This window comes from Pseudomonas lurida (assembly GCF_002563895.1).
GTDB classification, from domain to species: domain Bacteria; phylum Pseudomonadota; class Gammaproteobacteria; order Pseudomonadales; family Pseudomonadaceae; genus Aquipseudomonas; species Aquipseudomonas lurida.
On record NZ_PDJB01000001.1, the window covers coordinates 5,169,071 to 5,192,412 of the forward strand.

Below are 23,342 nucleotides of genomic sequence, written 5' to 3' on the forward strand. Positions count from 1 at the left end.
GCCGCCCATGATTAAAGATCCTTTTGCCCGCCTGGGCCTGGACCGCGAAGTCCTGACTGTCAGCCAGCTCAACGGCCGCGCGCGGGTGTTGCTGGAAGACGTGTTCACCAATATCTGGGTCGAAGGCGAGATCTCCAACCTCGCTCGCCCGGCTTCCGGCCATGTGTACTTCACCCTCAAGGACAGCGGCGCGCAGGTGCGTTGCGCACTGTTTCGCAATAACGCCGCACGCGTGCGCCAAGCGCTGAAAGATGGCCTGGCAGTGAAAGTACGCGGCAAGGTCTCGCTGTTCGAAGGCCGTGGCGACTACCAGTTGATCCTCGATACCGTGGAGCCGGCCGGCGATGGGGCGTTGCGCCTGGCCTTCGATGCATTGAAGGAAAAGCTCAGCGCCGAAGGCCTGTTCAGCGCCGAGCGCAAAGTACCGCTGCCGGCGCACCCACGGCGCATTGGTATCATCAGCTCACCGACGGGCGCGGTGATCCGCGACATCATCAGCGTGTTCCGCCGTCGGGCGCCGAACATTGAACTGACACTGATCCCCACGGCCGTGCAAGGCCGCGAAGCAATCCCCCAGATCGTGCGCGCGTTGAAGCTGGCGGATGCGCGCGGCTTCGATGCGCTGATCCTGGCCCGCGGCGGCGGCTCCCTGGAAGACCTCTGGTGCTTCAACGAAGAAGCCGTGGCGCGTGCGGTGGATGCCTGCATCACACCGATCGTCAGTGCCGTCGGCCATGAAACCGATGTATCGATCAGTGACTTCGTGGCGGACGTACGCGCCCCTACCCCCTCTGCCGCGGCCGAATTGCTTGCGCCAGATGCCAGCCACCTGGTGCGCCAGGTCGAAAACCTGCACCGCCGCCTGGTGATGCTGATGCGCAACCGCCTGAGCCACGACCGCCTGCGCCTGGAAGGCATGGCCCGGCGCTTGCGTCATCCCGGTGAACGCCTGCGCCAACAGGCCCAGCGCCTGGATGACCTGGACATGCGCTTGCGCCGCGCATTCGAGCGCAGCCTCAACACTCGGCGCGAACGCCTGATCCGTCTCGAAACCCGCCTGGCCGGCCAACACCCGGGGCGCCAGCTCGCCCTGCTACGTCAACGCCTGGACAGCCTCGCCGAACGCCTGCCCCGGGCCATGCGCGAAGGCCTCAAGGCGCGGCGCCTGCAGTTGCAAAGCCAGGTGCAGACGCTCCACGTGGTCAGCCCGCTGGCAACCCTGGGCCGTGGCTACAGCATCTTGCTGGACGAGCGCGGCCAGGCGATTCGAAACGCCGCACAGACCCACACCGGCCAGCGCCTGACCGCGCGCCTCGGTGAAGGCCAATTGCAAGTGCGGGTGGAAGACAACCACCTGACACCCGTCACCCTTTCGTTATTGGATTGATTGATGCCACGTCTCTTTAGCCTGCTGATGTTGTTTTGCCTCGCCTTCAACGCCCACGCCGACAGCTACATCACCCGCACCTTGAACAAACCGGTGCCGGGTGGCGTTGCCGTCGTCGAGCTGGGTCCCGCAGCGGCGGCCCCGAAAGCCACCTATCAGGGCAAGCCGGTGCTGGTGGTGAAAGAGGCCGACAACTGGCTGGCGATTGTCGGTATTCCGTTGACGGTCAAGCCAGGCAACGAACGCATCAGCAGCGGCGGTCGTAACCTGCCGTTTATCGTCGGTTACAAAAAGTACCCGGAACAACGCATTACCCTGAAAAACAAAAGCCAAGTGAACCCCGACCCGGCGCAACTCAAGCGCATCGAGGCCGAGCTGGCGGTGCAAATCAAGGCCTACCGCAGTTTCAGCCCGAACCTGCCGAGCAATCTGGTGCTGGACAAGCCGGTGAACGGGCCGCTGTCGAGCAAGTTTGGCGTGCGTCGCTTCTTCAACGGTGAAGAGCGCAACCCCCACTCGGGCCTGGACTTCGCCGTACCGGCCGGTACCCCGATCAAGACCCCGGCGAACGGTAAGGTGATTCTGGTCGGCAACTACTTCTTCAACGGCAACACCGTGTTCGTCGACCATGGCCAAGGCTTCATCAGCATGTTCTGCCACATGTCGAAGATCGACGTGAAAGTCGGCCAGCAACTGGCGCGCGGTGCCGTGGTGGGCAAGGTCGGTTCGACGGGCCGTGCGACCGGGCCGCACATGCACTGGAACGTCAGCCTGAACGACGCGAGGGTGGACCCGGCGATCTTTATCGGCGCGTTCCAACCCTGAATCGTTCAATTGCGCGCCCGATAACGGGCGCGCAATTAAAACCAGACCCAGCCTCATATAAGGGCATAAAATCTCGTTTCCCACGCCGAGAGAAGAACTTCTCTCAATTTTTCTCGACTGCTTGCCATCTTTCACCCCTGCGGTTAGGGTTGAGCTTATGAAAACCTCTCACACCCTCATTCAGCTCCGCCAGCACCGCAGCCTGTGCCTAGTCAGCGCACGACTGCCAGGCTGAATCGATCTGCCTCGTCTTGACGTTTTATCCCTAAAAACAGTTCTACGGCAGGCCGCCTTTTCTCGGCCCCTACAACAAAGGATTTCCCGATGAGCATGCTCAAAGACCCGTCTTCGAAGTACCGCGCGTTCCCGACCATCGATATCCCGGACCGCACCTGGCCATCGAAGACCATCACCGAAGCGCCGATCTGGTGCAGTTCCGACCTGCGTGATGGTAACCAGTCGCTGATCGAGCCGATGGACGCCGTGAAAAAGCTGCGCTTCTGGAAGACCCTGGTCGCCGTTGGCGTGAAGGAAATCGAAGCCTCGTTCCCGGCAGCCTCGCAAACCGACTTTGACTTCGTGCGTACCCTGATCGAAGACAACCACATCCCCGAGGACACCACCATCCAGGTGCTGACCCAGGGCCGTGAAGACCTGATCGCACGCACATTCGAATCCCTGCGCGGCGCCAAAAAGGCCATCGTGCACCTGTACAACGCCACGTCGCCGTCCTTCCGCCGTATCGTGTTCAACCAGGACAAGGAAGGCATCAAGGCCATCGCAGTCAACGCGGCCAAGCTGTTCGTCAAATATGCCGCCCAACAGCCGGAAACCCAGTGGACCTTCGAATACTCCCCTGAGACCTTCAGCGCCACCGAGCTGGAGTTCGCCAAGGAAGTGTGCGATGCGGTGATCGAGGTGTGGAACCCGACGCCCGAGCACAAGATGATCCTCAACCTGCCGGCCACCGTGGAATGCGCCACGCCAAACATCTATGCCGACCAGATCGAGTGGTTCGGTCGTCATATCAACCGCCGTGACAGCGTGATCATCAGCCTGCACACCCACAACGACCGTGGCACCGGCGTGGCCGCCACCGAGCTGGGCCTGATGGCCGGCGCCGACCGTGTCGAAGGCTGCCTGTTCGGTAATGGCGAGCGCACCGGTAACGTCGACCTGGTGACCGTCGCGCTGAATATGTACACCCAGGGCCTTGACCCGCAGCTGGATTTCTCCGACATCGATGGCGTGCGCAAAGTCGTCGAGGAGTGCAACCAGATTCAGGTCCACCCGCGTCATCCATACGTCGGTGACCTGGTTCACACGGCGTTCTCCGGCTCGCACCAGGACGCCATCCGCAAGGGCTTCTCCCAGCAGAAAGACGATGCGCTGTGGGAAGTGCCGTACTTGCCGATCGACCCGGCCGACATTGGCCGCAGCTACGAAGCGGTAATTCGCGTGAACAGCCAGTCGGGCAAAGGCGGCATCGCCTACCTGCTGGAGCAGGAATACGACATCAGCTTGCCGCGCCGCATGCAGATCGAGTTCAGCCAAGTGGTACAGGCTGAAACCGACCGCGTCGGCCTGGAGATGACCGCACCGCAGATCTACGCCTTGCTGCAGCGTGAATACCTGCAAGCCAATACCCCGTACGCGTTGGTCAGCCATCGCCTGCAGGAAGAGAACGGCAACAGCTTTGTCGAGGTGGAAGTCTCGGGCAAGGGCCAGGGCGAAACCAACCTGCACTGGAAAGGTAAAGGCAACGGCGCGTTGGAAGCGCTGGTGGCGGGCCTGCCGATTGGCGTGGAGATCATGGACTACAACGAACATGCGATCGGTGCAGGCACCCACGCCAAGGCAGCGGCCTACATCGAACTGCGTGTAAACGGCGAGCGCCCGGTGCATGGCGTGGGTATTGATGAAAACATCACCACGGCCAGCTTCAAGGCGCTGTTCAGTGCGCTGAACCGCTCGTTGAGCCAGCAGGAAGCGAAGGCAGCGTAAAACGCCTGCTTAAATGCGAAGGCCCCTGGGTGTGAATCCAGGGGCCTTTTTTGCTGTGGGTCTTGGATGAGGCTGATGGCCTCTTCGCGGGCTGGCCCGCGATAGCGGTCGATCAGACGAACTGGAAGCTGTCGGCATCCAGGTTCGCCGGAAACTTGGTGCGATACGCGGCCAATTCCGCCGCATCCAGGTTCACCTGGAACACCCCATCCGCTTCCCCCGCACTGAGCAGGGTCTCGCCCTGGAAGTCCAGCACCTGACTGTCCCCCGTGTAGGCAAATCCCTTCCCATCCGTGCCCACGCGGTTAACGGCCGCCACATAGCACAGGTTCTCGATGGCCCGCGCCGGCAGCAATCGGTTCCAATGCAGGCGACGCGCACCTGGCCAATTGGCGGTGTACAGCAGCAAGTCAGTGTCCTGGGCATCGCGACTCCACACCGGGAAGCGCAGGTCGTAGCAAATCAATGGGCGAATGCGCCACCCCTTCAATTCGAACTGCACTTGGCGTTCGCCAGGGGTGTAGTGGTCGTGCTCGCCGGCCATGCGGAACAGGTGGCGCTTGTCGTAATGCAACACTTCACCCTCCGGCCGTGCCCACAGCAGGCGATTGCGATGGCTGCCGTCGGCGGCCTGGATAATCACACTGCCGGTGATCACGGCGCCGTACTTCGCTGCCTGGGCCTGGAGCCAGCGGTGGGTCGGACCGTTCTCCGGCTCGGCCAGGGTGGCTGACGCCATGGAGAAACCGGTGGTGAACATCTCCGGCAGTACAATCAGGTCGGCGCCTCTGGCTTGCTCAAGCAGCAGCTCGAAGTGTTCAAGGTTGGCTTGGCGGTCATGCCAGGCCAGGCTGGTCTGGACCAGGGCGATATTCAGGTTCGGCAGTGCACTCAGATCACGCATAGTTTTTCCGCCGCTTGTTGCAGCGTTTCCTCGCGTTTGGCAAAGCACAGGCGCACCAGGCGCTGGCCTTGGGGTGGGGTCTGGTAGAACACCGAGACTGGAATGGTGGCCACGCCGTGTTCGCGGGTCATCCAGAGGGACATGGCGACGTCGTCCAGGTCCGGACGGATCCGGGAGTAATCCACCAACTGGAAGTAGGTGCCGGTCACGCGGGTAAAGCTGAAACGGGACGGCGCCAGCAAATCGCAGAACAGATCGCGCTTGGCCTGGTAGAACGCTGGCAGCGCCTCGACGTGCTCCGGGTGTTCGGCCATGAAGTCGGCCAGCGCGTGCTGCAGCGGGGTTACGCCGCAGAAATTGACGTATTGATGCACCTTGCGCAGTTCTGCGGTGAGGGCCGGCGGCGCGACCACGTAGCCGGTTTTCCAGCCGGTGACGTGATAGGTCTTGCCGAAGGAGCTGACCACGAAGGCGCGCCGGTACAGCTCTTCATGGGCCAGCACGCTGACGTGCGGCACGCCGTCGAATACCAGGTGTTCGTAGACTTCGTCGCTGACCAGGTAGATATCACGGTCGCGGATCAGTTCGGCCAATTGGTCCAGCTCGGCGCGGCTGATCAGCGCGCCGGTGGGGTTATGGGGGGAGTTGAGGATGATCATGCGCGTGCGCGGTGACAGCGCCGCCTTGACCTTCTCGAAGTCGAGGGCAAAGCCGTCCAGGCTCAGTTGCACATGCACGCAACGCCCACCGGCCAGTTCCACTGAGGGCTCGTAGCTGTCGTAGCAGGGGTCGAACACGATGACTTCATCGCCATGGCGAATCACCGCCTGGATCGCGCAGAAAATTGCTTCGGTGGCGCCAGGGGTGATGGTCACTTCACTGTCGGCATTGACCGTCGCGCCATAACTGCGGGCGATCTTGGCGGCCACCTGCTGACGCAGCACTGGCAGGCCGGTCATAGGCGCATATTGGTTGTGACCGAGGGCAATATGCTTGCCCACTGCATCGAGCAAACCCTGGGGGCCATTGAAGTCCGGGAAGCCCTGGGACAGGTTGAGTGCGCCGGTTTCAGCGGCAAGTTGCGACATGGTGGTGAAAATCGTTGTGCCGACATTCGGCAGCTTGCTGGTGATCATGGGAGCCCCCTTCGGGTGAGCTGCAAGTTTTAAGCTGCAAGCTGCAAGCAGGTCAAGGGGCAAACCGCCAGGCACAAAAAAGGGCTCATTTAGAGCCCTTTTTTGTACCTGGCGGTTTGAGCGTCAAGCTATTAGCTACACGCTGAAAACACTCTCGCTTTTACCTGGCGTTTGCCACTCGTCGCTTACCTACCTTTTATCCCGGCGCTTCTTGTCGGCCTTCTTGTGGTGAGTCATCAAGCGACGCTTCTTGTTCACCTGACGGTCAGTCAGTGTGTTCTTGTTGCCTTCGTACGGGTTCTCGCCACCCTTGAACTCGATACGGATCGGCGTACCGACCAGTTTCAAGACACGGCGGTAAGTGTTTTCCAGATAACGCACATAGGACTTAGGCACCTTCTCGATCTGGTTACCGTGGATCACGATAATCGGCGGGTTGGCACCACCCAAGTGGGCGTAACGCAGTTTGATCCGGCGGTTGTTGACCATCGGCGGCGCGTGCTCGCCAACGGCGTCTTCCAGGATCTGGGTGAGGCGGTTGGTCGGCCAGCGGGTGACCGCGGACTTGAACGAGTTCTGGACGGAAGCGTAGAGGTTGCCCACGCCGGTGCCGTGCAGTGCCGAGATGAAGTGGATATCGGCGAACTCGACGAAGAACAAGCGACGCTGCAGCTCGATCTTGACGAAGTCGCGCTCGCTTGGCGTCATGCCGTCCCACTTGTTGATCGCGATCACCAAGGCACGACCGGCTTCAAGGGCAAAGCCCAGCAGGTTGAGGTCGTGGTCTACCACGCCTTCGCGGGCGTCCATCACAAAGATCACCACGTTGGCGTCTTTGATCGCCTGCAGGGTTTTCACCACGGAGAACTTTTCAACTTCCTCGTGGATCTTGCCGCGCTTGCGCACACCGGCGGTGTCGATCAGCGTGTACTTCTCGTCGTTACGTTCGAACGGGATGTAGATGCTGTCGCGAGTGGTGCCGGGCTGGTCGTACACGATAACCCGGTCTTCACCGAGCATGCGGTTGACCAGGGTCGACTTGCCAACGTTAGGGCGGCCGATGATGGCGATCTTGATGCCGTCTTTTTCACTCGGGCCAGGAATGCGCTTGGCTTCCTCACCTTCGGCGACGATCTCTTCCTCGCCCTCTTCTTCCTCGACGTCATCCTTGGGGAAGTCGCGCAGGGCGATTTCCAGCATCTGGGTGATACCGCGACCGTGGGCACCGGCGATTGGAATCGCGTCGCCCAGGCCCATCGGGCTGAATTCGGCACGGGCCTGCTCAGGATCGATGTTGTCGATCTTGTTGGCGACCAGATAGGAACGCTTGTTGCGCTTGCGCAGGTGCTCGCCAATCATCTGGTCGGCAGCGGTGTAGCCCGCACGGGCGTCCACCAGGAACAACACGACATCGGCTTCTTCAATGGCCAGCAGCGACTGCTCGGCCATTTTTTCGTCCATGCCATGCTCGTCACCGGAGATACCACCGGTGTCGACAATAATGTAGGAGCGCCCTTGCCACTTTGCCTCACCGTATTGGCGATCACGGGTCAGACCGGACAAGTCGCCGACGATGGCGTCACGAGTCCTGGTCAGGCGGTTGAACAAGGTGGACTTGCCGACGTTAGGTCGGCCCACCAGGGCGATTACGGGAACCATGCGGCTCTCCACTTCGTTATTTCAGAAAATACAAAAGCCGCTGCAAGGCAGCGGCTGGTGCTCGGGGCAGCATAATCAAATGCCGCATGCCCCGCCGAAGCGGGGCCGCCTGGGTGTTACCCCAAGCATAGTTCTTACTTGATGGTCAGGGCTTCCAGCTTGCCGCTGTTGCCATACACATAAAGCATGTTACCCACCACCAGCGGACGCGCACGCAGGCCGTCGCTGTCGATACGCTCACGACCTACGAAGCGACCATCCACCTGGCTCAGCAGGTGCAGGTAGCCTTCGAAATCACCGACCGCCACGTAGCTGGAGAATACTTCTGGTGCCGACAGTTGGCGGCGAGCCAGGGAGTCGTTGCTCCACAGTGCAGTGGTGGAACGCTCGTCGACACTTTCAACGGTGCCGGACGCCAGGCTTACGTAGACGCTGCCAAACCCTTGGGCGACACCGGCGTAGCTGGAAGCATCACGCTGCCAGTTCACACGACCGCTCTGCAGGTCCAGCGCCGCGACACGGCCCTGGTAAGTGGCGACGTAGAGGGTTTCACCGGACAGCAGCAAGCCACCGTCGATGTCCACTACGCGGTCCAGCTCGGAACGACCTTGAGGAATGGCCACACGGGTTTCCCAGGCCGGCACGCCGTTCTGGGTATCCAGGGCGACCACTTTACCGGTCGACAGGCCTGCAACGGCCAGATTGTTGGTCACAATCGGACCACTGGTACCGCGCAGCGTCAGCACCGCAGGGGTGCTGTCGTACAACCAGCGCTGTTCGCCAGTGCTGGCGTCGAGGCCGATCACACGGTCGTCCTGGGTTTGCACCACGACGATATCGCCATTGGTGGCAGGCGGTGCGAGGACTTCACTGGTCACGCGAGCGCGCCATTTTTCTTCACCGGTGCTCGAATCCAGGGCCACGACTTCGCCTTTCAGCGTGCCGAGCATGACCATGCCGTAACCCACGCCTACGGCGCCGGAGACAGGCAATTCGAGGTCTTTCTTCCACTTGACGTCGCCGTTCATGCGATCCATGGAGATCACCACGCCGGTCACGTCAGCCGCCACAATGTTGTCACCGTCGATTGCCGGCACCAACATGTTGTAGGTTTCACCCTGGCCATCACCGATGGAGCGGCTCCACTGCTTTTGCAGGACCACTTCTTCCTTGAAGCTGGTGAGCTCCGCAGGCGGCAGTTCTTTTTTACTGTTGCTGCTGCAACCCGCGGCCAGAACGGCCAGAGCCAGCAATGCTGCATGTTTCCAACGGATCACGTCACGCATCCCCTTTGGCCAAGTCGTCCAGCTTGATTTGTAAGCCACCGACCGCCGCTTCATCAGACAGCGCCGCCTTGGCTTTTTGGTACGCAGCATTGGCTTCGTCGGTACGACCCAATTGGACCAACAGGTCGCCCTTGAGCTCTTCGCGAGTGGCTACAAATGCCTTGTCAGCATCGCCGTCGAGCAGTTTGAGTGCTTCGTCAGCCTTGTTCTGTGCCGCCAGTACCTGAGCCAGGCGCTGACGTGCGATTTCACCCAGGGTCGGGTTGGTCGGCTTGTCGGCGATGGCCTTCAGCTCAGCGGCGGCGTCATCCAGCTTGCCGGTGTCGACCGCGACTTTCGCGACGAACAGGCTGCCGTATTGGGCGTAGGTGCTACCACCGAATTCGTTCTTCAGCTTGCCGGCCAGGTCGGCAACCTGCGCCGGGTCAGGCTTGCCGTCCGGCGTCAGGGTGGTTTCCAGCAGTTGCTGATAGAGGATCGAGGCGCCTTGGGACTGGTTGGCCTGATACTTGGTCCAGGCTTGCCAGCCGAACACCACCACTAAAGCCAGCAGCCCACCAGTAACCAGGGGCTTGCCGTTACGCTGCCACCAGTCCTTGAATTCGGCCAGTTGCTCATCATCAGTACTCGACACCCCAATACTCCTTAATCGCTAAATTCGGCTGTTCGACAGCTTCAACCCTGCACGACGCAGGTGGCCAAGTGCGCAGCGAGCGCATCAAAGGCAATGTTCTGTTGCTCACCCTGGCCACGCAGGGGTTTGAAACCTATCACTTGCTGGGCCAGTTCGTCTTCGCCGAGGATCAGTGCATAAAGCGCACCGCTCTTGTCGGCCTTCTTGAACTGGCTCTTGAAGCTGCCGGCGCCGGCATTGATCTGCAGGCGCAGGTTCGGCAGTTGGTCGCGGACTTTTTCGCTCAGGGCCAGGGCAGCCAGTTCGGCGGCCTCGCCAAAGGCGCACAGGTACACGTCCACCTGACGGTAAATTTCTTCCGGGACCTGCCCAAGGGTTTCGAGCAGCAGGATCAGCCGCTCGATGCCCATGGCAAAACCCACGCCCGTGGTCGGCTTGCCGCCCATCTGCTCGACCAGGCCGTCGTAGCGGCCACCGGCACACACGGTGCCTTGGGCGCCAAGTTTGTCGGTGACCCACTCGAACACGGTCTTGCTGTAGTAGTCGAGGCCACGCACGAGTTTCGGGTTGATCACGTACGGAATACCGGCCGCATCCAGACGCGCCTTGAGGCCCTCGAAGTGCGTACGGGATTCGTCGTCCAGGTAATCGGCCATTTTTGGCGCGTTGACCAGCACGGCCTGGGTGTCGGCGTTCTTGGTATCGAGGACGCGCAATGGGTTGGTCTTCAGACGGCGCTGGCTGTCTTCGTCCAGCTTGTCCAGGTGGGCGGACAGGTACTCGACCAGGGCAACGCGGTAGCGGCCCCGGGATTCGCTGGTGCCCAGGCTGTTGAGTTCAAGCTTGACCGCGTCGCGGATGCCCAGTTGGCCCCACAGGCGCCAGGTCAGCACGATCAGCTCGGCGTCGATGTCCGGGCCGTCGAGGTTGAACACCTCCAGGCCGATCTGGTGGAACTGGCGATAGCGACCCTTCTGCGGGCGCTCGTGGCGGAACATCGGGCCGATGTACCACAGCTTCTGCGGCTGGCCGCCACCGGTGAGGCCATGCTCGAGCACGGCACGCACGCACGCGGCAGTGCCTTCCGGACGCAGGGTCAGGGAGTCGCCGTTGCGGTCTTCAAAGGTGTACATCTCTTTTTCGACGATGTCGGTCACTTCACCGATGGAGCGCTTGAACAGCTCGGTGAACTCGACGATCGGCATGCGGATCTGCTTGTAACCGTAGTTATCCAGCAGGCGCGCGACAGTGCCTTCGAAATAGCGCCACAGCGGCGTCTGCTCCGGCAGGATGTCGTTCATGCCACGAATGGCTTGCAGAGACTTGCTCACATCAAATCCTTAAATTCGTTCTTAGCCGCGCGCGATCAGCGCTGCGTCAGCCGCGACCTTCTCGGCCGCTTTCTCGCGGATCAGTCTTTCGAGCTCATCCACCAGATTGTCATTCGTCAACTTCTGCGACGGCTTGCCGTCGATGTAGATCAGGTTCGGTGTACCACCGGTCAGGCCGATGTGCGCCTCTTTGGCTTCACCCGGACCGTTGACCACACAACCGATCACCGCAACATCCAGCGGCACCAGCAGGTCTTCAAGGCGTCCTTCCAGTTCGTTCATGGTTTTCACCACGTCGAAGTTCTGCCGCGAGCAGCTCGGGCAGGCAATGAAGTTGATGCCACGGGAACGCAAATGCAGGGATTTGAGAATGTCGTAACCGACCTTCACTTCCTCTACCGGGTCTGCCGCCAGGGAGATGCGGATAGTATCGCCAATCCCTTCGGCGAGCAGCATACCGAGACCCACCGCAGATTTCACTGTGCCTGAGCGTAAACCGCCGGCTTCAGTGATACCCAGGTGCAACGGCTGCACGATTTCCTTGGCCAGCAAGCGGTAGGCCTCTACCGCCATGAACACGTCGGAGGCCTTTACGCTGACCTTGAAGTCCTGGAAATTCAGGCGTTCCAGGTGTTCAACATGGCGCAACGCCGATTCAACCAGCGCCGCCGGGGTAGGCTCGCCGTATTTCTTTTGCAGGTCTTTTTCCAGCGAGCCGGCGTTGACACCGATACGGATCGGAATGCCACGGTCACGAGCAGCGTCAACCACAGCGCGCACACGGTCTTCACGACCGATGTTGCCCGGGTTGATACGCAGGCAGTCCACACCCAGCTCGGCTACGCGCAATGCGATCTTGTAGTCGAAGTGAATGTCGGCAACCAACGGCACCTTGACCAGTTGCTTGATGCGACCGAAGGCTTCGGCAGCGTCCATGTCCGGCACGGACACCCGCACGATGTCCACGCCAGCGGCTTCCAGACGGTTGATCTGGGCAACGGTGGCGGCCACGTCATTGGTGTCGCTGTTGGTCATGCTCTGTACCGCGATGGGGGCGTCGCCACCCACCGGCACCGAGCCGACCCAGATCTTGCGCGATACGCGACGTTTGATTGGAGATTCGCCGTGCATGACTATTGTCCCAACTTCAGGCGAGCGGTCTCGCCACTGGTGAACGGCGCCACGTCCACAGGCTGGCCGTTGTAGGCCACTTGCGCGCCACGGGCAAAGCCCAGACGCAGCGTCAAAGGAGGCTTGCCACCCTGGTCGAGCGTATCTCCCTTACGCTTGAGACCGCTGAACAGCACTTTGCCATTGCCGTCGGTGACTTGCGTCCAGCAGTCAGCGACAAAGGTAATCTGTACGCGGCCATCACCGGCGATCAATGCTGGAGCGGTGGGCGGCGAAATCGCAGGAGCCGCCGGGGCAGCTGGCGTTGCAGTCGCTGGCGCCTGCACAGGGGCAGCCGGAGTATGGGCCTGGGCAACCGGGGCAGCCGGGGTGTGAGCCGGTGCAGCTGGCGTCGCGGGAGTCGGTACGGCAGCCGTCGCGGCGGGTGCGGTTTCCGGTGCTGGCTGCTCAGTGGCAACCGGCGCTTCAGGTGCGGCTTGGCCTTCGACCACAGCCTGGTCTTCCGGCTCATCCAGCGGATGAATCTGGGTCGTGCCGTCGGCGCTTTCGACCTCGACGTGCTCCATGGCGTTGCTGGTCAGGTCCTTGGTGCGCTGGGAGGCCTGGTCTTGCCACCAGACGAAACCGCCACCAATGACAGCGATCAGCAGCAACAGGCTGACAATGCGCAAAATCGTGTGGGAAACCCGCACCGGTTCTTCGATGCGACCCAGGCCATGCACATTGCTGCCCTGGGAGTCGGTGCCGGTGAACTGGTCAAATTCCTGTACCAGTACGGCCTGGTCGATCCCCAGCAGCTTGGCGTAGGCACGGATATAGCCGCGGGCGAAGGTATGCCCCGGCAGCTTATCGAACGCACCGGCTTCCAGATTGCCCAGGGAGGTGGTGGTCAAATTGAGCTTGAGGGCCACTTCCGCCAGCGACCAACCATTGCTTTCGCGGGCCTGACGCAAGGTGTCGCCTGGGTTTACGCGATTAGCTGCTACAACTTCCGGGTGCGCCGCTTTCATCATTGCTCCGACAGGTATTGCTGATATTCCGGCGTACCGGGATAGAGTCGTTCGAGTTGCTGGCCAAAACGTGCGGCCGTGTCGCGTTCTTCATGAACCGTCGCCAGGCGCACACCGAGCAATAGACTACGTGCATTTTGCCCGCTGAGCAGGCTAAAACGCTCGTAATAGTCACGTGCCGGCACATAATGCCTGTCTTCGTAGGACAACTCAGCCATTTCGAGCAATGCCCGAGGCTGGTGACTGTTCAAGTGCAAGGCTTTTTCCAGTTGCTGGCGCGCGCTGTCACGCTGGCCAAGGCGTATCGAAGTAACCCCGAGGTTCTCGAACACGCGCGAACGCTCAGGATAGAGGGTATCGGCGCTGGCTTGCTGGAAATAAAGGGCGGCCTGGTCATACCGTTTCTGCTCGAACAGGAAGCTGCCGTAGTTGTTCAGCAGCCGTGGGTCGGCAGGACGGGAGGCCAGGGCCTTGTGAAAGTACTGTTCGGCCAGTTCAGGCTCGGCCTGGGCCTGGAATACCAGGGCCAGTGCGGCATTGGCATCGGCGTCGTCGCTGTCCAGCGCAAGGGCCTTCTTCAACGGCACCTTGGCCTGTTCGCTCATGCCTTGTCGAAGGTAACCCAAGCCCAGTTGCACATAGGCAACTCGCGCCTCTTCACGGCCTTTACCGGTTTGCAAAGGGCTGTCATGGCCCGATGAAACACAACCGGCGACTAGACCGGTAACAAGCAAAAGCAGCGCAAGGCGCAAGGGCATAGAGATCCTCTCTCAGATTCGATTCACAGCAATTTGCGGCAGATCGTCGGCGGCGTTCAATTCACGCACGGCGATATAGCGCTCGCTGCGGCGGGTGCGGTCCATCACCTGCCCTACCAATTGGCCACAGGCGGCGTCGATGTCTTCGCCACGCGTGGTGCGTACGGTGACGTTGTAGCCGGCCTGGTGCAGTTGATCCTGGAAACGGCGGATGGCGTTGTTGCTCGGCCGCTCGTAGCCAGAATGTGGAAACGGGTTAAACGGAATCAGGTTGATCTTGCACGGGATGTTCTTGAGCAACTCGATCATCTCGACCGCGTGTTCAACCTTGTCATTGATGTCCTTGAGCAAGGTGTACTCGATGGTCAGCACGCGCTTCTCGCCCAGGGACGACATGTAGCGCTGGCAAGATTCGAGCAGCATCTTAAGCGGATACTTCTTGTTGATCGGCACCAATTGGTTACGCAATGCGTCATTGGGTGCGTGCAGCGACAACGCCAGGGAGACGTCGATGTGCTTGGACAGCTCATCGATCATCGGCACCACGCCGGAGGTCGACAGGGTCACGCGGCGCTTGGAGATGCCGTAGCCCAGGTCGTCCATCATCAGGTGCATGGCCGAAACGACGTTGTCGAAATTCAGCAGCGGCTCACCCATGCCCATCATCACCACGTTGGTGATGGCACGGTCGACGGTCGCCGGCACGCTGCCAAAGGATTTGTTGGCAATCCACACCTGGCCGATCACTTCGGCGGCGGTGAGGTTGCTATTGAAGCCTTGCTTGCCGGTGGAGCAGAAACTGCAGTCCAGGGCACAGCCTGCCTGGGACGAAACGCACAAGGTGCCGCGTTTGCCCTGGGGAATGTATACCGTCTCGACGCAGCTGCCGGACGCCACGCGCACCACCCACTTACGGGTGCCGTCGCTGGAGATGTCCTCGCTGACCACTTCGGGACCACGGACCTCAGCAATAGCCTTGAGCTTATCGCGCAAGGCCTTGCTGACGTTCGTCATGGCGTCGAAATCGTCGACGCCAAAGTGGTGAATCCATTTCATTACCTGACCGGCACGGAAACGCTTCTCCCCGATTGAGTCGAAGAATTTCTCCATTTCCGGCTGGGTCAGCCCCAGCAGGTTGGTTTTTACAGTCGATGTCGTCATGGATTCACCCTCACTCTTTAAGCCGATGCTTAGCGAGCGGTTACTTCAGTAGCGGCGAAGAAGTACGAGATTTCGCGAGCAGCAGCGGCTTCGGAGTCCGAGCCGTGTACAGCGTTGGCGTCGATGGATTCAGCGAAGTCAGCACGGATGGTGCCGGCAGCAGCTTCTTTAGGGTTGGTAGCGCCCATCAGCTCACGGTTCAGAGCGATAGCGTTTTCGCCTTCCAGAACCTGAACAACAACAGGACCGGAGATCATGAAGGCAACCAGGTCGCCGAAGAAGCCACGAGCGCTGTGCTCAGCGTAGAAGCCTTCAGCTTCAGCCTTGGACAGTTGCTTGAGTTTCGAAGCTACAACCTTCAGGCCGGCTTTTTCGAAACGAGTGGTGATCTCGCCGATGACGTTTTTTGCAACAGCGTCAGGCTTGATGATGGAGAAAGTACGTTGAACAGCCATGGTGTAACTCCAGAAACGGTAATTTACGAAAAATTAAACCCGCGAATTATACGCGGGTTATTGGGTATTGCCTAACTGCGTAAAAAGGCGGCTCAGTCTGCTTCTTCGATCCACAGGCCTTGAATCGCCTCCAGGACCTTCTCGCCACCCCGGTCGGGGATGTCATCGAAGTCCGGCAGCTCCATCACCAGGTTGCGCAGCTTGACGAAGTTGACAGTCAGAGGATTGACCTCCGGATGAGCTTCAGCAAGCTGTATAGCGATTTCTTGTACATCAACCCATTTCAGGCTCATGACATTTCCTTGAATCAATGCGGCGCTTCGGCTGCATGGTTGAGGGAATATTTCGGGATTTCGACGGTGATGTCTTCGGTCCCGACCTTGGCCTGACAGCTTAGGCGAGAAGTCGCTTCCAGGCCCCAGGCACGATCAAGAAAGTCTTCTTCCAGCTCATCAGCCTCTTCAAGGCTATTGAATCCTTCGCGAATCACGCAATGGCACGTGGTGCAGGCGCACACACCGCCGCAGGCGCTTTCGATTTCGATGTGGTTGTCATGGGCAACTTCGAGGATGGACTTGCCGGTCTCAGCCTCCACGACCATACCATCCGGGCAGTGCTCGGCGTGTGGCAGAAAAATGACCTGCGGCATTGATTATTCCTCGATTTCATTCAGGTTGCGCCCGGCCAGTGCGGCTTTCACCGTCTGATCCATGCGGCGGGCGGCAAAGGCATCAGTCACCTGCGACAAGCGCTTGGTCTGCTGCTCGATGGCGTAGCCATCGTTGCCTTTCATCAGTTCGGCCAGTTCCTGCATCTGCAGGTCGATAACCATGCGCTCTTCAGCATCCAGCAGGCGCTCGCCGTCGGCATCAAGGGCACCCTGCACCGCTTCGAGCAGGCGCTGGGCATCCACTTGTTGCTCACGCAACACACGGGCGACCTTGTCATCGCCGGCGTACTGGAACGAGTCCTTGAGCATCTTGGCGATTTCGCCGTCGGTGAGGCCGTAGGACGGCTTGACCTGGATGCTGGCTTCAACACCGGAGGCCAATTCACGCGCAGCGACGCTGAGCAAGCCGTCGGCATCGACCTGGAAGGTCACGCGAATCTTCGCCGCACCCGCCACCATCGCCGGGATACCCCGCAATTCAAAGCGTGCCAGGGAGCGGCAGTCGCTGATCAGCTCACGCTCGCCTTGCAGCACGTGAATCATCATGGCCGTCTGGCCATCTTTGTAAGTGGTGAAGTCCTGGGCACGGGCGACGGGGATGGTGGTGTTGCGCGGAATCACCTTCTCCATCAGCCCCCCCATGGTTTCCAGTCCCAGGGACAGCGGAATCACGTCGAGCAGCAGCAGTTCGCCACCATCACGTTTGTTACCGGCCAGGGTATCGGCCTGGATCGCGGCGCCGATGGCGACCACTTGATCCGGGTCGATTTCCGTCAGCGGCTGGCGACCAAAGGCTTCGGCAACGGCTTCACGCACGCGCGGCACGCGGGTGGAGCCACCGACCATGACCACGGCACCTACGTCTTCCAGCTCGATACCGGAATCACGCACGGCGCGGCGGCAGGCTTTGAGGCTGCGGGCGACCATCGGCTCGATCAACGCATCGAAGGCTTCACGGGTCAGCTGGGCCGACCACGTGCCGTAGGACACTTCGACGCTCGCAGCGTCCGTCAGTGCCTCCTTGGCGGCGCAGGCGGTTTGCAGCAGGTTGCGCTGTGCGCCCGGGTCCAGGTCGGCAGACAAGCCGGCGCTGGTGATGATCCAGCTCGCAATGGCGTGGTCGAAGTCATCACCCCCCAGGGCGCTGTCGCCGCCGGTAGCGAGCACTTCGAACACGCCGCCGGTCAGGCGCAGGATCGAAATATCAAAGGTGCCGCCGCCCAGGTCGTAAATAGCGACCAGGCCTTCTGCATGCTGGTCCAGGCCATAGGCCACGGCGGCTGCAGTCGGCTCGTTGAGCAAACGCAGCACGTTCAGGCCGGCGAGCTTCGCCGCGTCCTTGGTGGCTTGGCGCTGAGCGTCATCGAAATACGCCGGGACGGTGATCACTGCACCCACCAGTTCGCCGCCCAGGGTTTTTTCCGCACGCTGGCGCAGCACCTTGAGGATATCGGCCGACACTTCTACCGGGCTTTTCGGGCCCTGGACAGTGTCGATGAACGGCATGTGGGATTCGCCGCCGACAAAGCGGTACGGCAGCTGGTCGCCCAATTGCTTGACGTCGGACAGACCACGACCCATCAAGCGCTTGACCGACAGCACGGTATTCAAGGGATCGGTAGACGCTGCCAGCTTGGCCGACTCACCGACTTCGGTGCGATCAGCGTGATAACGCACGGCGGATGGCAGGATTACCTGGCCGTTGACGTCGGGCAACGGCTCGGACAGGCCGCTGCGCAAGGCAGCAACCAGGGAATTGGTGGTGCCCAGGTCAATCCCGACTGCCAGGCGACGCTGGTGCGGTTGAGGACTTTGGCCGGGTTCGGCGATTTGCAGTAGGGCCATGGTAATCAGGTCTTATCTGTCTATCAGGCGTGCATCACGGGCAGCACACTGGGTTAATCGTCGAGGCGCTCTTCTAACTGGCGCACTTCGTAGGTGAGCTTGTCGAGGAACTGCATGCGCCGCATCAGGCGTTCGGCCTGTTCGCGTTGCGCTGCATCATCCCAACAGGCTGCGAAGCTTTCGTTGAGCTCATCCTGGGCCGTTTTCAGACGACGCTTGAAGACCGCGACGCCCGCCAGATCGGCTTCGTCCTGCAAGTCTTCGAGCTCTTCACGCCACTGCATCTGTTGCATCAGGAAGTCCGGGTCGTGAACCGTGACTTCCAGCGGCAACTCGCCACCATTCATCGCGAGCAGGTAACGCGCGCGTTTAGGAGGGCTTTTGAGCGTCTGATAGGCTTCGTTGAGGCTGGCCGATTGCTCCAGCGCCAGGCGTTGCTCACGCTCGGAAGCGTCAGCGAAGCGGTCCGGATGCACGCCACGCGCCAGTTCTCGGTAGCGCGTGGCAAGCTGCTCAAGGTCCAGCCGAAAGCTCGGCTGCAGCTCGAATAAAGCGAAATGACAAGGAGTACCCACGAATAGCCTCAGATGTTGAAGCTTTCGCCGCAGCCACATTCACCGCGTACGTTGGGGTTGTTGAACTTGAAGCCTTCGTTCAACCCTTCCTTGACGAAATCGAGTTCGGTGCCGTCCAGGTAGGTCAGGCTCTTGGGGTCGATGATCACTTTCTCGCCGTGACTCTCGAACACCTGGTCCTCTTCAACCACCTCGTCGACAAACTCCAGCACGTAGGCAAGGCCGGAACAGCCTGTGGTGCGAACACCCAGACGAATCCCCTCACCTTTACCGCGCCCATTCAGGGAGCGGCGAATGTGCTGCGCAGCCGCTTCTGTCATGCTGATAGCCATCGTTGACTCCTTACTCGTCGCCAAATGCTTAGATCAAGCCTTTCTTCTGCTTGTAGTCGCGAACGGCCGCCTTGATGGCGTCTTCTGCGAGTACCGAGCAGTGGATTTTCACTGGCGGCAGGGCCAGTTCTTCGGCCAGCTGGGTGTTGCTGATAGTGACAGCCTCATCCAGGGTCTTGCCTTTCATCCATTCGGTCGCCAGGGAGCTGGAGGCGATGGCCGAACCGCAGCCGTAGGTCTTGAACTTGGCGTCTTCGATGACGCCAGCGTCGTTGACCTTGATCTGCAGGCGCATAACATCGCCGCACGCCGGAGCGCCGACCATGCCGGTGCCGACATCAGGATCTTCCGCATTCATCTTGCCGACGTTGCGCGGGTTTTCGTAGTGGTCGATGACCTTTTCGCTGTAAGCCATGGTACTGAATCCTCACTCATCAGGGCCGCTCTGGAACCCTGTAGAAACGCCTGCGTTTACCGCCACGTTCCTACAGAGCTTGGGTGGCGGCTTCTATATTTAGTGTGCCGCCCACTCGATCTTGGAAATATCGACACCGTCTTTGTACATGTCCCACAGCGGCGACAGAACGCGCAGCTTGTTGACGGCTTCGCAGACTTTCTGCGCGGCGTAGTCGACTTGCTCTTCGGTGGTGAAACGGCCGAACGTAAAGCGGATCGAGCTGTGTGCCAGTTCGTCGTTGCGGCCAAGGGCGCGCAGTACATACGAAGGCTCAAGGGACGCCGAGGTGCAGGCCGAGCCGGACGAAACCGCCAGGTCCTTGAGCGCCATGATCAGCGACTCACCTTCGACGTAGTTGAAGCTCAAATTAAGGTTGTGCGGTACACGGGCGGTCATGCTGCCGTTGATGTACAGCTCTTCAAGGTTCTCGACCTGCTTGTAGAAGCGGTCGCTCAGGGCCTTGATGCGCACGTTTTCGGCAGCCATGTCTTCCTTTGCCACACGGAAAGCTTCGCCCATGCCGACGATCTGGTGGGTCGCCAGGGTGCCCGAACGCATGCCGCGCTCGTGACCGCCGCCGTGCATGGTGGCTTCGATGCGCACGCGTGGCTTGCGGCTCACGTACAGCGCGCCGATGCCTTTAGGACCGTAGGTCTTGTGGGCAGAGAACGACATCAGGTCGACTTTCAGTTTCGACAGGTCGATATCGACCTTGCCGGTGGACTGAGCAGCGTCGACGTGCAGCAGGATGCCCTTCGAGCGGGTCAGCTCGCCGATGGCCGCGATGTCGTTGATGGTGCCGATTTCGTTGTTCACGTGAATCACGGAAACCAGGATGGTGTCTTCACGCAGCGCGGCTTCGATCATGGCCGGGGTGACGATACCGTCGGTGGTTGGCTCGAGGTAGGTGACCTCGAAACCTTCACGCTCCAGTTGGCGCATGGTGTCGAGGACAGCCTTGTGCTCAATCTTGGTGGTGATCAGGTGCTTGCCTTTGGTCGCGTAGAAATGCGCCGCGCCCTTGATAGCCAGGTTGTCGGACTCGGTGGCACCGGAGGTCCAGACGATTTCACGCGGGTCTGCGCCAACCAGGTCAGCGACCTGGCGACGAGCGTTCTCGACCGCTTCCTCGGCTTTCCAGCCGAACACGTGGGAACGGGAGGCCGGGTTGCCGAAGTTTCCGTCAACCAGCAGGCATTCGCTCATCTTTTGCGCGACACGCGGATCAACCGGGGTGGTCGCTGAGTAATCAAGGTAAATCGGCAATTTCATGGACTTTCTCCTAAATCAGGCTGGCTGGCGTGCCGTTAGCTCTTCGGCTGTCACTCGACGGCGGACGCTTCGATCTTGTCCAGACGCGGCGCCTTGGTGTTGCAACGGCGCTGGTCCTGACGCTGGGCTACTTCTTGCACCTCACGGCGAGTCACAAGATCAGCCAAGCTGATACCACTCAAAAACTCATGGATCTGCAGGCTCAGATCGCACCACAAGTGGTGCGTCAGGCAGGTGTCGCCGGCGTGGCAGTCACCCAGGCCCTGGCATTTGGTGGCATCGACGGATTCGTTGACCGCATCGATCACCTGAGCGACCTGGATGCCCTGCATGTCGCGGGACAGCTGATAGCCGCCACCTGGACCACGAACGCTGGAAACCAGATTGCTGCGACGCAACTTGGCGAACAACTGCTCGAGGTAGGACAGGGAAATGCCTTGGCGCTCGGAGATATCGGCCAGGGACACCGGCCCAGTTTGCGCGTGCAAAGCCAGGTCAAGCATGGCGGTCACCGCGTATCGGCCTTTTGTAGTCAGTCTCATGGACAATTACCAAGGTGTTTCAGAATGTGGGCAAGTATGCGATTCCCGAGTATTTAAGTCAACTATAAGACCTAGTACTTTAGTCAGGATTACCCGTAAAAAGGGCGCGCGAATCATAGCAGGATGGGGTGGGGACGAACAGCAGGAACAGGGCTAACGCCCGACCTCAAGACCAATGGAGATCAAATGGGGGGGGAGCTGGCTCGCCCGCGATGGCGGTGGATCAGCCACTCAAGGGAGGCTGGCAGGCCGCAATCGCAGGCAAGCCAGCTCCCACAGGGATTTTACCGGTCTTGAAATCTAGCCAGCCTTGGTCGCACCGGCCTCATCCTTGATTTCGGCGAAGTCCTCTTCGCGCAACTCGGGCAGATCTTTCGCACAGTACGGACTGCCCAGATCCTTCAGCGCACCGCACATACCCTCCAGCTTGCCGTCCACCGCCTGGAGGTGGTCAAGCAATTGGCCAATGGCACGCGCTACCGGGTCAGGCATGTCTTCGCTGACACCGTAGGCATCGAAGCCGATCTTCTCAGCCATGGCCTTGCGCTTGGCTTCCTGCTCGTCGCCAACCTCCGGCTTGACGATGATTCGGCCAGGGATACCCACTACCGTTGCGCCAGGCGGCACCGCCTTGGTCACCACGGCATTTGAACCCACCTTGGCACCCGCGCCGACAGTGAACGGCCCGAGCACCTTGGCGCCCGCCCCTACCACCACGCCATTTTCCAAGGTCGGATGACGCTTGCCTTTGTTCCAGCTCGTACCCCCCAGGGTCACGCCCTGATAGAGCGTCACGTCATCGCCAATCTCGGCGGTCTCGCCAATCACGATGCCCATGCCATGGTCGATAAAGAAGCGACGACCGACCTTGGCACCCGGGTGAATCTCGATCCCGGTCAACCAGCGTCCAAAGTTCGACACCAGCCGCGCCAGCCATTTCCAGCCCATGCCCCACAAGGCGCCAGACAGGCGGTGGATCCAGATCGCGTGCATGCCGGGGTAGCACGTCAGCACTTCAAAGGCGTTGCGCGCCGCCGGGTCACGGTGGAACACACTCTGGATATCTTCTCGCAAACGCTCGAACATTTTTAATCCTTCCGCTTAAGAAGCTCGCCACGGGCCGCTTTCTGGGTTTCCGTGAGGATGCCACGCAATATATTCATTTCTGCCCGGCTGACCGAGCTGCGTCCGTAAAGGCGACGCAGGCGTGCCATCAAGTGCCGTGGTTTTTCCGGATCGAGGAACTCGATGGCCACCAGGGTTTGCTCCAAGTGCTCATAGAACCGCTCCAGTTCGTCCATGGTGGCCAACTCGCCACTCTTGGTCGACGCCACTTCGTCCTTCTCCACCTTGCTCGGCTGGCCTTCAGCGGCCAGCCAGGCCATGCGCACTTCATAACTCAACACCTGCACCGCCGCCCCGAGGTTCAGCGAGCTGAACCCAGGGTCTGATGGGATGTGCACGTGGTAATGACATCGCTGCAGCTCTTCATTGGTAAGGCCGGAGTCTTCACGACCAAAGACCAAGGCAATTTCAGCGCCACCGGCGGCCTCTTCCACCACTTTAGTGCCGCATTCGCGCGGATCCAGCAGCGGCCAGGGGATGCGACGGTCGCGGGCACTGGTGCCGAGCACCAGGTTGCAGCCGACCAAGGCGTCTTCCAGGGTGGCGACGACCTGGGCTTTTTCCAGGATGTCATTGGCACCGGACGCACGGGCATCAGCCTCGTGGTGCGGGAACACACGCGGTTCGACCAGCACCAGGCGCGTCAGCCCCATGTTTTTCATGGCTCGCGCCACCCCGCCGATGTTGCCGGGATGACTGGTATTGACCAAGACGACACGAATGTTTTGCAGCAAGGGAGGCGCTCTCGGACACGGGAAAGGGGAGCAAATCTTACAGAACAGCCTAAGGTTATGCCATGAAAGCTAACGTCGTCCTTCACCTGAAGAAAGTTTCTGCTAGAAT

The 23,342-nt window shown here is 60.4% G+C and carries 24 protein-coding genes; 3 read left to right on the forward strand and 21 right to left on the reverse strand.

All coding sequences use genetic code 11. The annotated features are described in order from the left end of the window. The first annotated feature begins 7 nt into the window (after nt 1-7). From xseA to leuA, 3 genes are all read left to right on the forward strand, one after another. Nucleotides 8-1,387 (forward strand): exodeoxyribonuclease VII large subunit, encoded by a 1,380-nt coding sequence (gene xseA, locus ATH90_RS23460; protein WP_034109248.1) that lies wholly within the window; start codon nt 8-10, stop codon nt 1,385-1,387. A 3-nt stretch (nt 1,388-1,390) separates the two neighbouring features. Continuing rightward, nucleotides 1,391-2,212, forward strand: coding sequence for a M23 family metallopeptidase (locus ATH90_RS23465; protein WP_069078220.1), 822 nt, complete (start codon nt 1,391-1,393; stop codon nt 2,210-2,212). A 324-nt stretch (nt 2,213-2,536) separates the two neighbouring features. Beyond that, complete coding sequence (gene leuA, locus ATH90_RS23475; protein WP_034109250.1) at nt 2,537-4,216, forward strand: 2-isopropylmalate synthase; 1,680 nt, start codon at nt 2,537-2,539, stop codon at nt 4,214-4,216. Between the two features lie 112 nt (nt 4,217-4,328). Here the strand turns inward: leuA and ATH90_RS23480 are convergent, their stop codons facing one another. The 21 genes from ATH90_RS23480 to trmJ form a co-directional block, all read right to left on the reverse strand. Further along, entirely contained in the window at nt 4,329-5,120 is a 792-nt protein-coding gene (locus ATH90_RS23480; protein ID WP_034109251.1) for an amidohydrolase, read from the reverse strand. Continuing rightward, nucleotides 5,108-6,256, reverse strand: coding sequence for a pyridoxal phosphate-dependent aminotransferase (locus ATH90_RS23485; RefSeq protein ID WP_098467334.1), 1,149 nt, complete (start codon nt 6,254-6,256; stop codon nt 5,108-5,110). The genes ATH90_RS23480 and ATH90_RS23485 overlap by 13 nt, the downstream gene beginning before the upstream one ends. Nucleotides 6,257-6,445: 189 nt before the next feature. Next, on the reverse strand, nt 6,446-7,915 hold the full coding sequence (gene der, locus ATH90_RS23490) for a ribosome biogenesis GTPase Der (RefSeq protein WP_034109253.1): 1,470 nt from the start codon (nt 7,913-7,915) through the stop codon (nt 6,446-6,448). A 134-nt stretch (nt 7,916-8,049) separates the two neighbouring features. Then, a complete protein-coding gene (gene bamB, locus ATH90_RS23495; protein WP_021492276.1) occupies nt 8,050-9,201 on the reverse strand; it encodes an outer membrane protein assembly factor BamB in 1,152 nt (383 codons plus the stop codon). Further along, nucleotides 9,194-9,835, reverse strand: a complete 642-nt coding sequence (locus ATH90_RS23500) for a YfgM family protein (RefSeq protein WP_015885737.1) — start codon at nt 9,833-9,835, stop codon at nt 9,194-9,196. The genes bamB and ATH90_RS23500 overlap by 8 nt, the downstream gene beginning before the upstream one ends. A 41-nt stretch (nt 9,836-9,876) precedes the next feature. Next, on the reverse strand, nt 9,877-11,166 hold the full coding sequence (hisS, locus tag ATH90_RS23505) for a histidine--tRNA ligase (protein ID WP_098467335.1): 1,290 nt from the start codon (nt 11,164-11,166) through the stop codon (nt 9,877-9,879). A 21-nt stretch (nt 11,167-11,187) separates the two neighbouring features. Next, nucleotides 11,188-12,297, reverse strand: coding sequence for a flavodoxin-dependent (E)-4-hydroxy-3-methylbut-2-enyl-diphosphate synthase (ispG, locus tag ATH90_RS23510; protein ID WP_025859271.1), 1,110 nt, complete (start codon nt 12,295-12,297; stop codon nt 11,188-11,190). A gap of 2 nt (nt 12,298-12,299) precedes the next feature. Beyond that, nucleotides 12,300-13,307, reverse strand: coding sequence for a RodZ domain-containing protein (locus ATH90_RS23515; RefSeq protein WP_069078217.1), 1,008 nt, complete (start codon nt 13,305-13,307; stop codon nt 12,300-12,302). Further along, nucleotides 13,307-14,065 carry a type IV pilus biogenesis/stability protein PilW gene (gene pilW, locus ATH90_RS23520; protein ID WP_098467336.1) on the reverse strand — a complete coding sequence of 253 codons (759 nt, stop codon included), beginning with the start codon at nt 14,063-14,065 and terminating at the stop codon, nt 13,307-13,309. The genes ATH90_RS23515 and pilW overlap by 1 nt, the downstream gene beginning before the upstream one ends. A gap of 12 nt (nt 14,066-14,077) precedes the next feature. Next, on the reverse strand, nt 14,078-15,226 hold the full coding sequence (gene rlmN, locus ATH90_RS23525) for a dual-specificity RNA methyltransferase RlmN (protein WP_025859274.1): 1,149 nt from the start codon (nt 15,224-15,226) through the stop codon (nt 14,078-14,080). 29 nt (nt 15,227-15,255) lie between these two features. After that, entirely contained in the window at nt 15,256-15,681 is a 426-nt protein-coding gene (ndk, locus tag ATH90_RS23530) for a nucleoside-diphosphate kinase (RefSeq protein WP_003175956.1), read from the reverse strand. Between the two features lie 92 nt (nt 15,682-15,773). After that, the gene (iscX, locus tag ATH90_RS23535) at nt 15,774-15,974 is read right to left on the reverse strand and encodes a Fe-S cluster assembly protein IscX (RefSeq protein ID WP_003238461.1); all 201 of its coding nucleotides are present in this window, start codon (nt 15,972-15,974) and stop codon (nt 15,774-15,776) included. 14 nt (nt 15,975-15,988) lie between these two features. Further along, nucleotides 15,989-16,330 carry an ISC system 2Fe-2S type ferredoxin gene (gene fdx, locus ATH90_RS23540; RefSeq protein ID WP_015885743.1) on the reverse strand — a complete coding sequence of 114 codons (342 nt, stop codon included), beginning with the start codon at nt 16,328-16,330 and terminating at the stop codon, nt 15,989-15,991. A gap of 3 nt (nt 16,331-16,333) precedes the next feature. Continuing rightward, the gene (gene hscA / locus ATH90_RS23545; RefSeq protein ID WP_034109257.1) at nt 16,334-18,196 is read right to left on the reverse strand and encodes a Fe-S protein assembly chaperone HscA; all 1,863 of its coding nucleotides are present in this window, start codon (nt 18,194-18,196) and stop codon (nt 16,334-16,336) included. 53 nt (nt 18,197-18,249) lie between these two features. Continuing rightward, the gene (gene hscB, locus ATH90_RS23550) at nt 18,250-18,771 is read right to left on the reverse strand and encodes a co-chaperone HscB (protein WP_028617850.1); all 522 of its coding nucleotides are present in this window, start codon (nt 18,769-18,771) and stop codon (nt 18,250-18,252) included. Between the two features lie 8 nt (nt 18,772-18,779). Beyond that, a complete protein-coding gene (gene iscA, locus ATH90_RS23555) occupies nt 18,780-19,103 on the reverse strand; it encodes an iron-sulfur cluster assembly protein IscA (RefSeq protein WP_003209680.1) in 324 nt (107 codons plus the stop codon). A gap of 28 nt (nt 19,104-19,131) precedes the next feature. Then, on the reverse strand, nt 19,132-19,518 hold the full coding sequence (gene iscU / locus ATH90_RS23560; protein WP_003175965.1) for a Fe-S cluster assembly scaffold IscU: 387 nt from the start codon (nt 19,516-19,518) through the stop codon (nt 19,132-19,134). Nucleotides 19,519-19,617: 99 nt separating this feature from the next. After that, nucleotides 19,618-20,832: an IscS subfamily cysteine desulfurase gene (locus ATH90_RS23565; protein WP_017530022.1), complete on the reverse strand. Its 1,215-nt coding sequence runs from the start codon at nt 20,830-20,832 to the stop codon at nt 19,618-19,620. A gap of 50 nt (nt 20,833-20,882) precedes the next feature. Then, a complete protein-coding gene (gene iscR, locus ATH90_RS23570) occupies nt 20,883-21,374 on the reverse strand; it encodes a Fe-S cluster assembly transcriptional regulator IscR (RefSeq protein ID WP_003194020.1) in 492 nt (163 codons plus the stop codon). A 300-nt stretch (nt 21,375-21,674) separates the two neighbouring features. Beyond that, nucleotides 21,675-22,460 (reverse strand): serine O-acetyltransferase, encoded by a 786-nt coding sequence (gene cysE, locus ATH90_RS23575; RefSeq protein ID WP_034109258.1) that lies wholly within the window; start codon nt 22,458-22,460, stop codon nt 21,675-21,677. Between the two features lie 2 nt (nt 22,461-22,462). Next, nucleotides 22,463-23,233 (reverse strand): tRNA (cytosine(32)/uridine(32)-2'-O)-methyltransferase TrmJ, encoded by a 771-nt coding sequence (trmJ, locus tag ATH90_RS23580; RefSeq protein WP_027605410.1) that lies wholly within the window; start codon nt 23,231-23,233, stop codon nt 22,463-22,465. Nucleotides 23,234-23,342 lie beyond the last annotated feature (109 nt).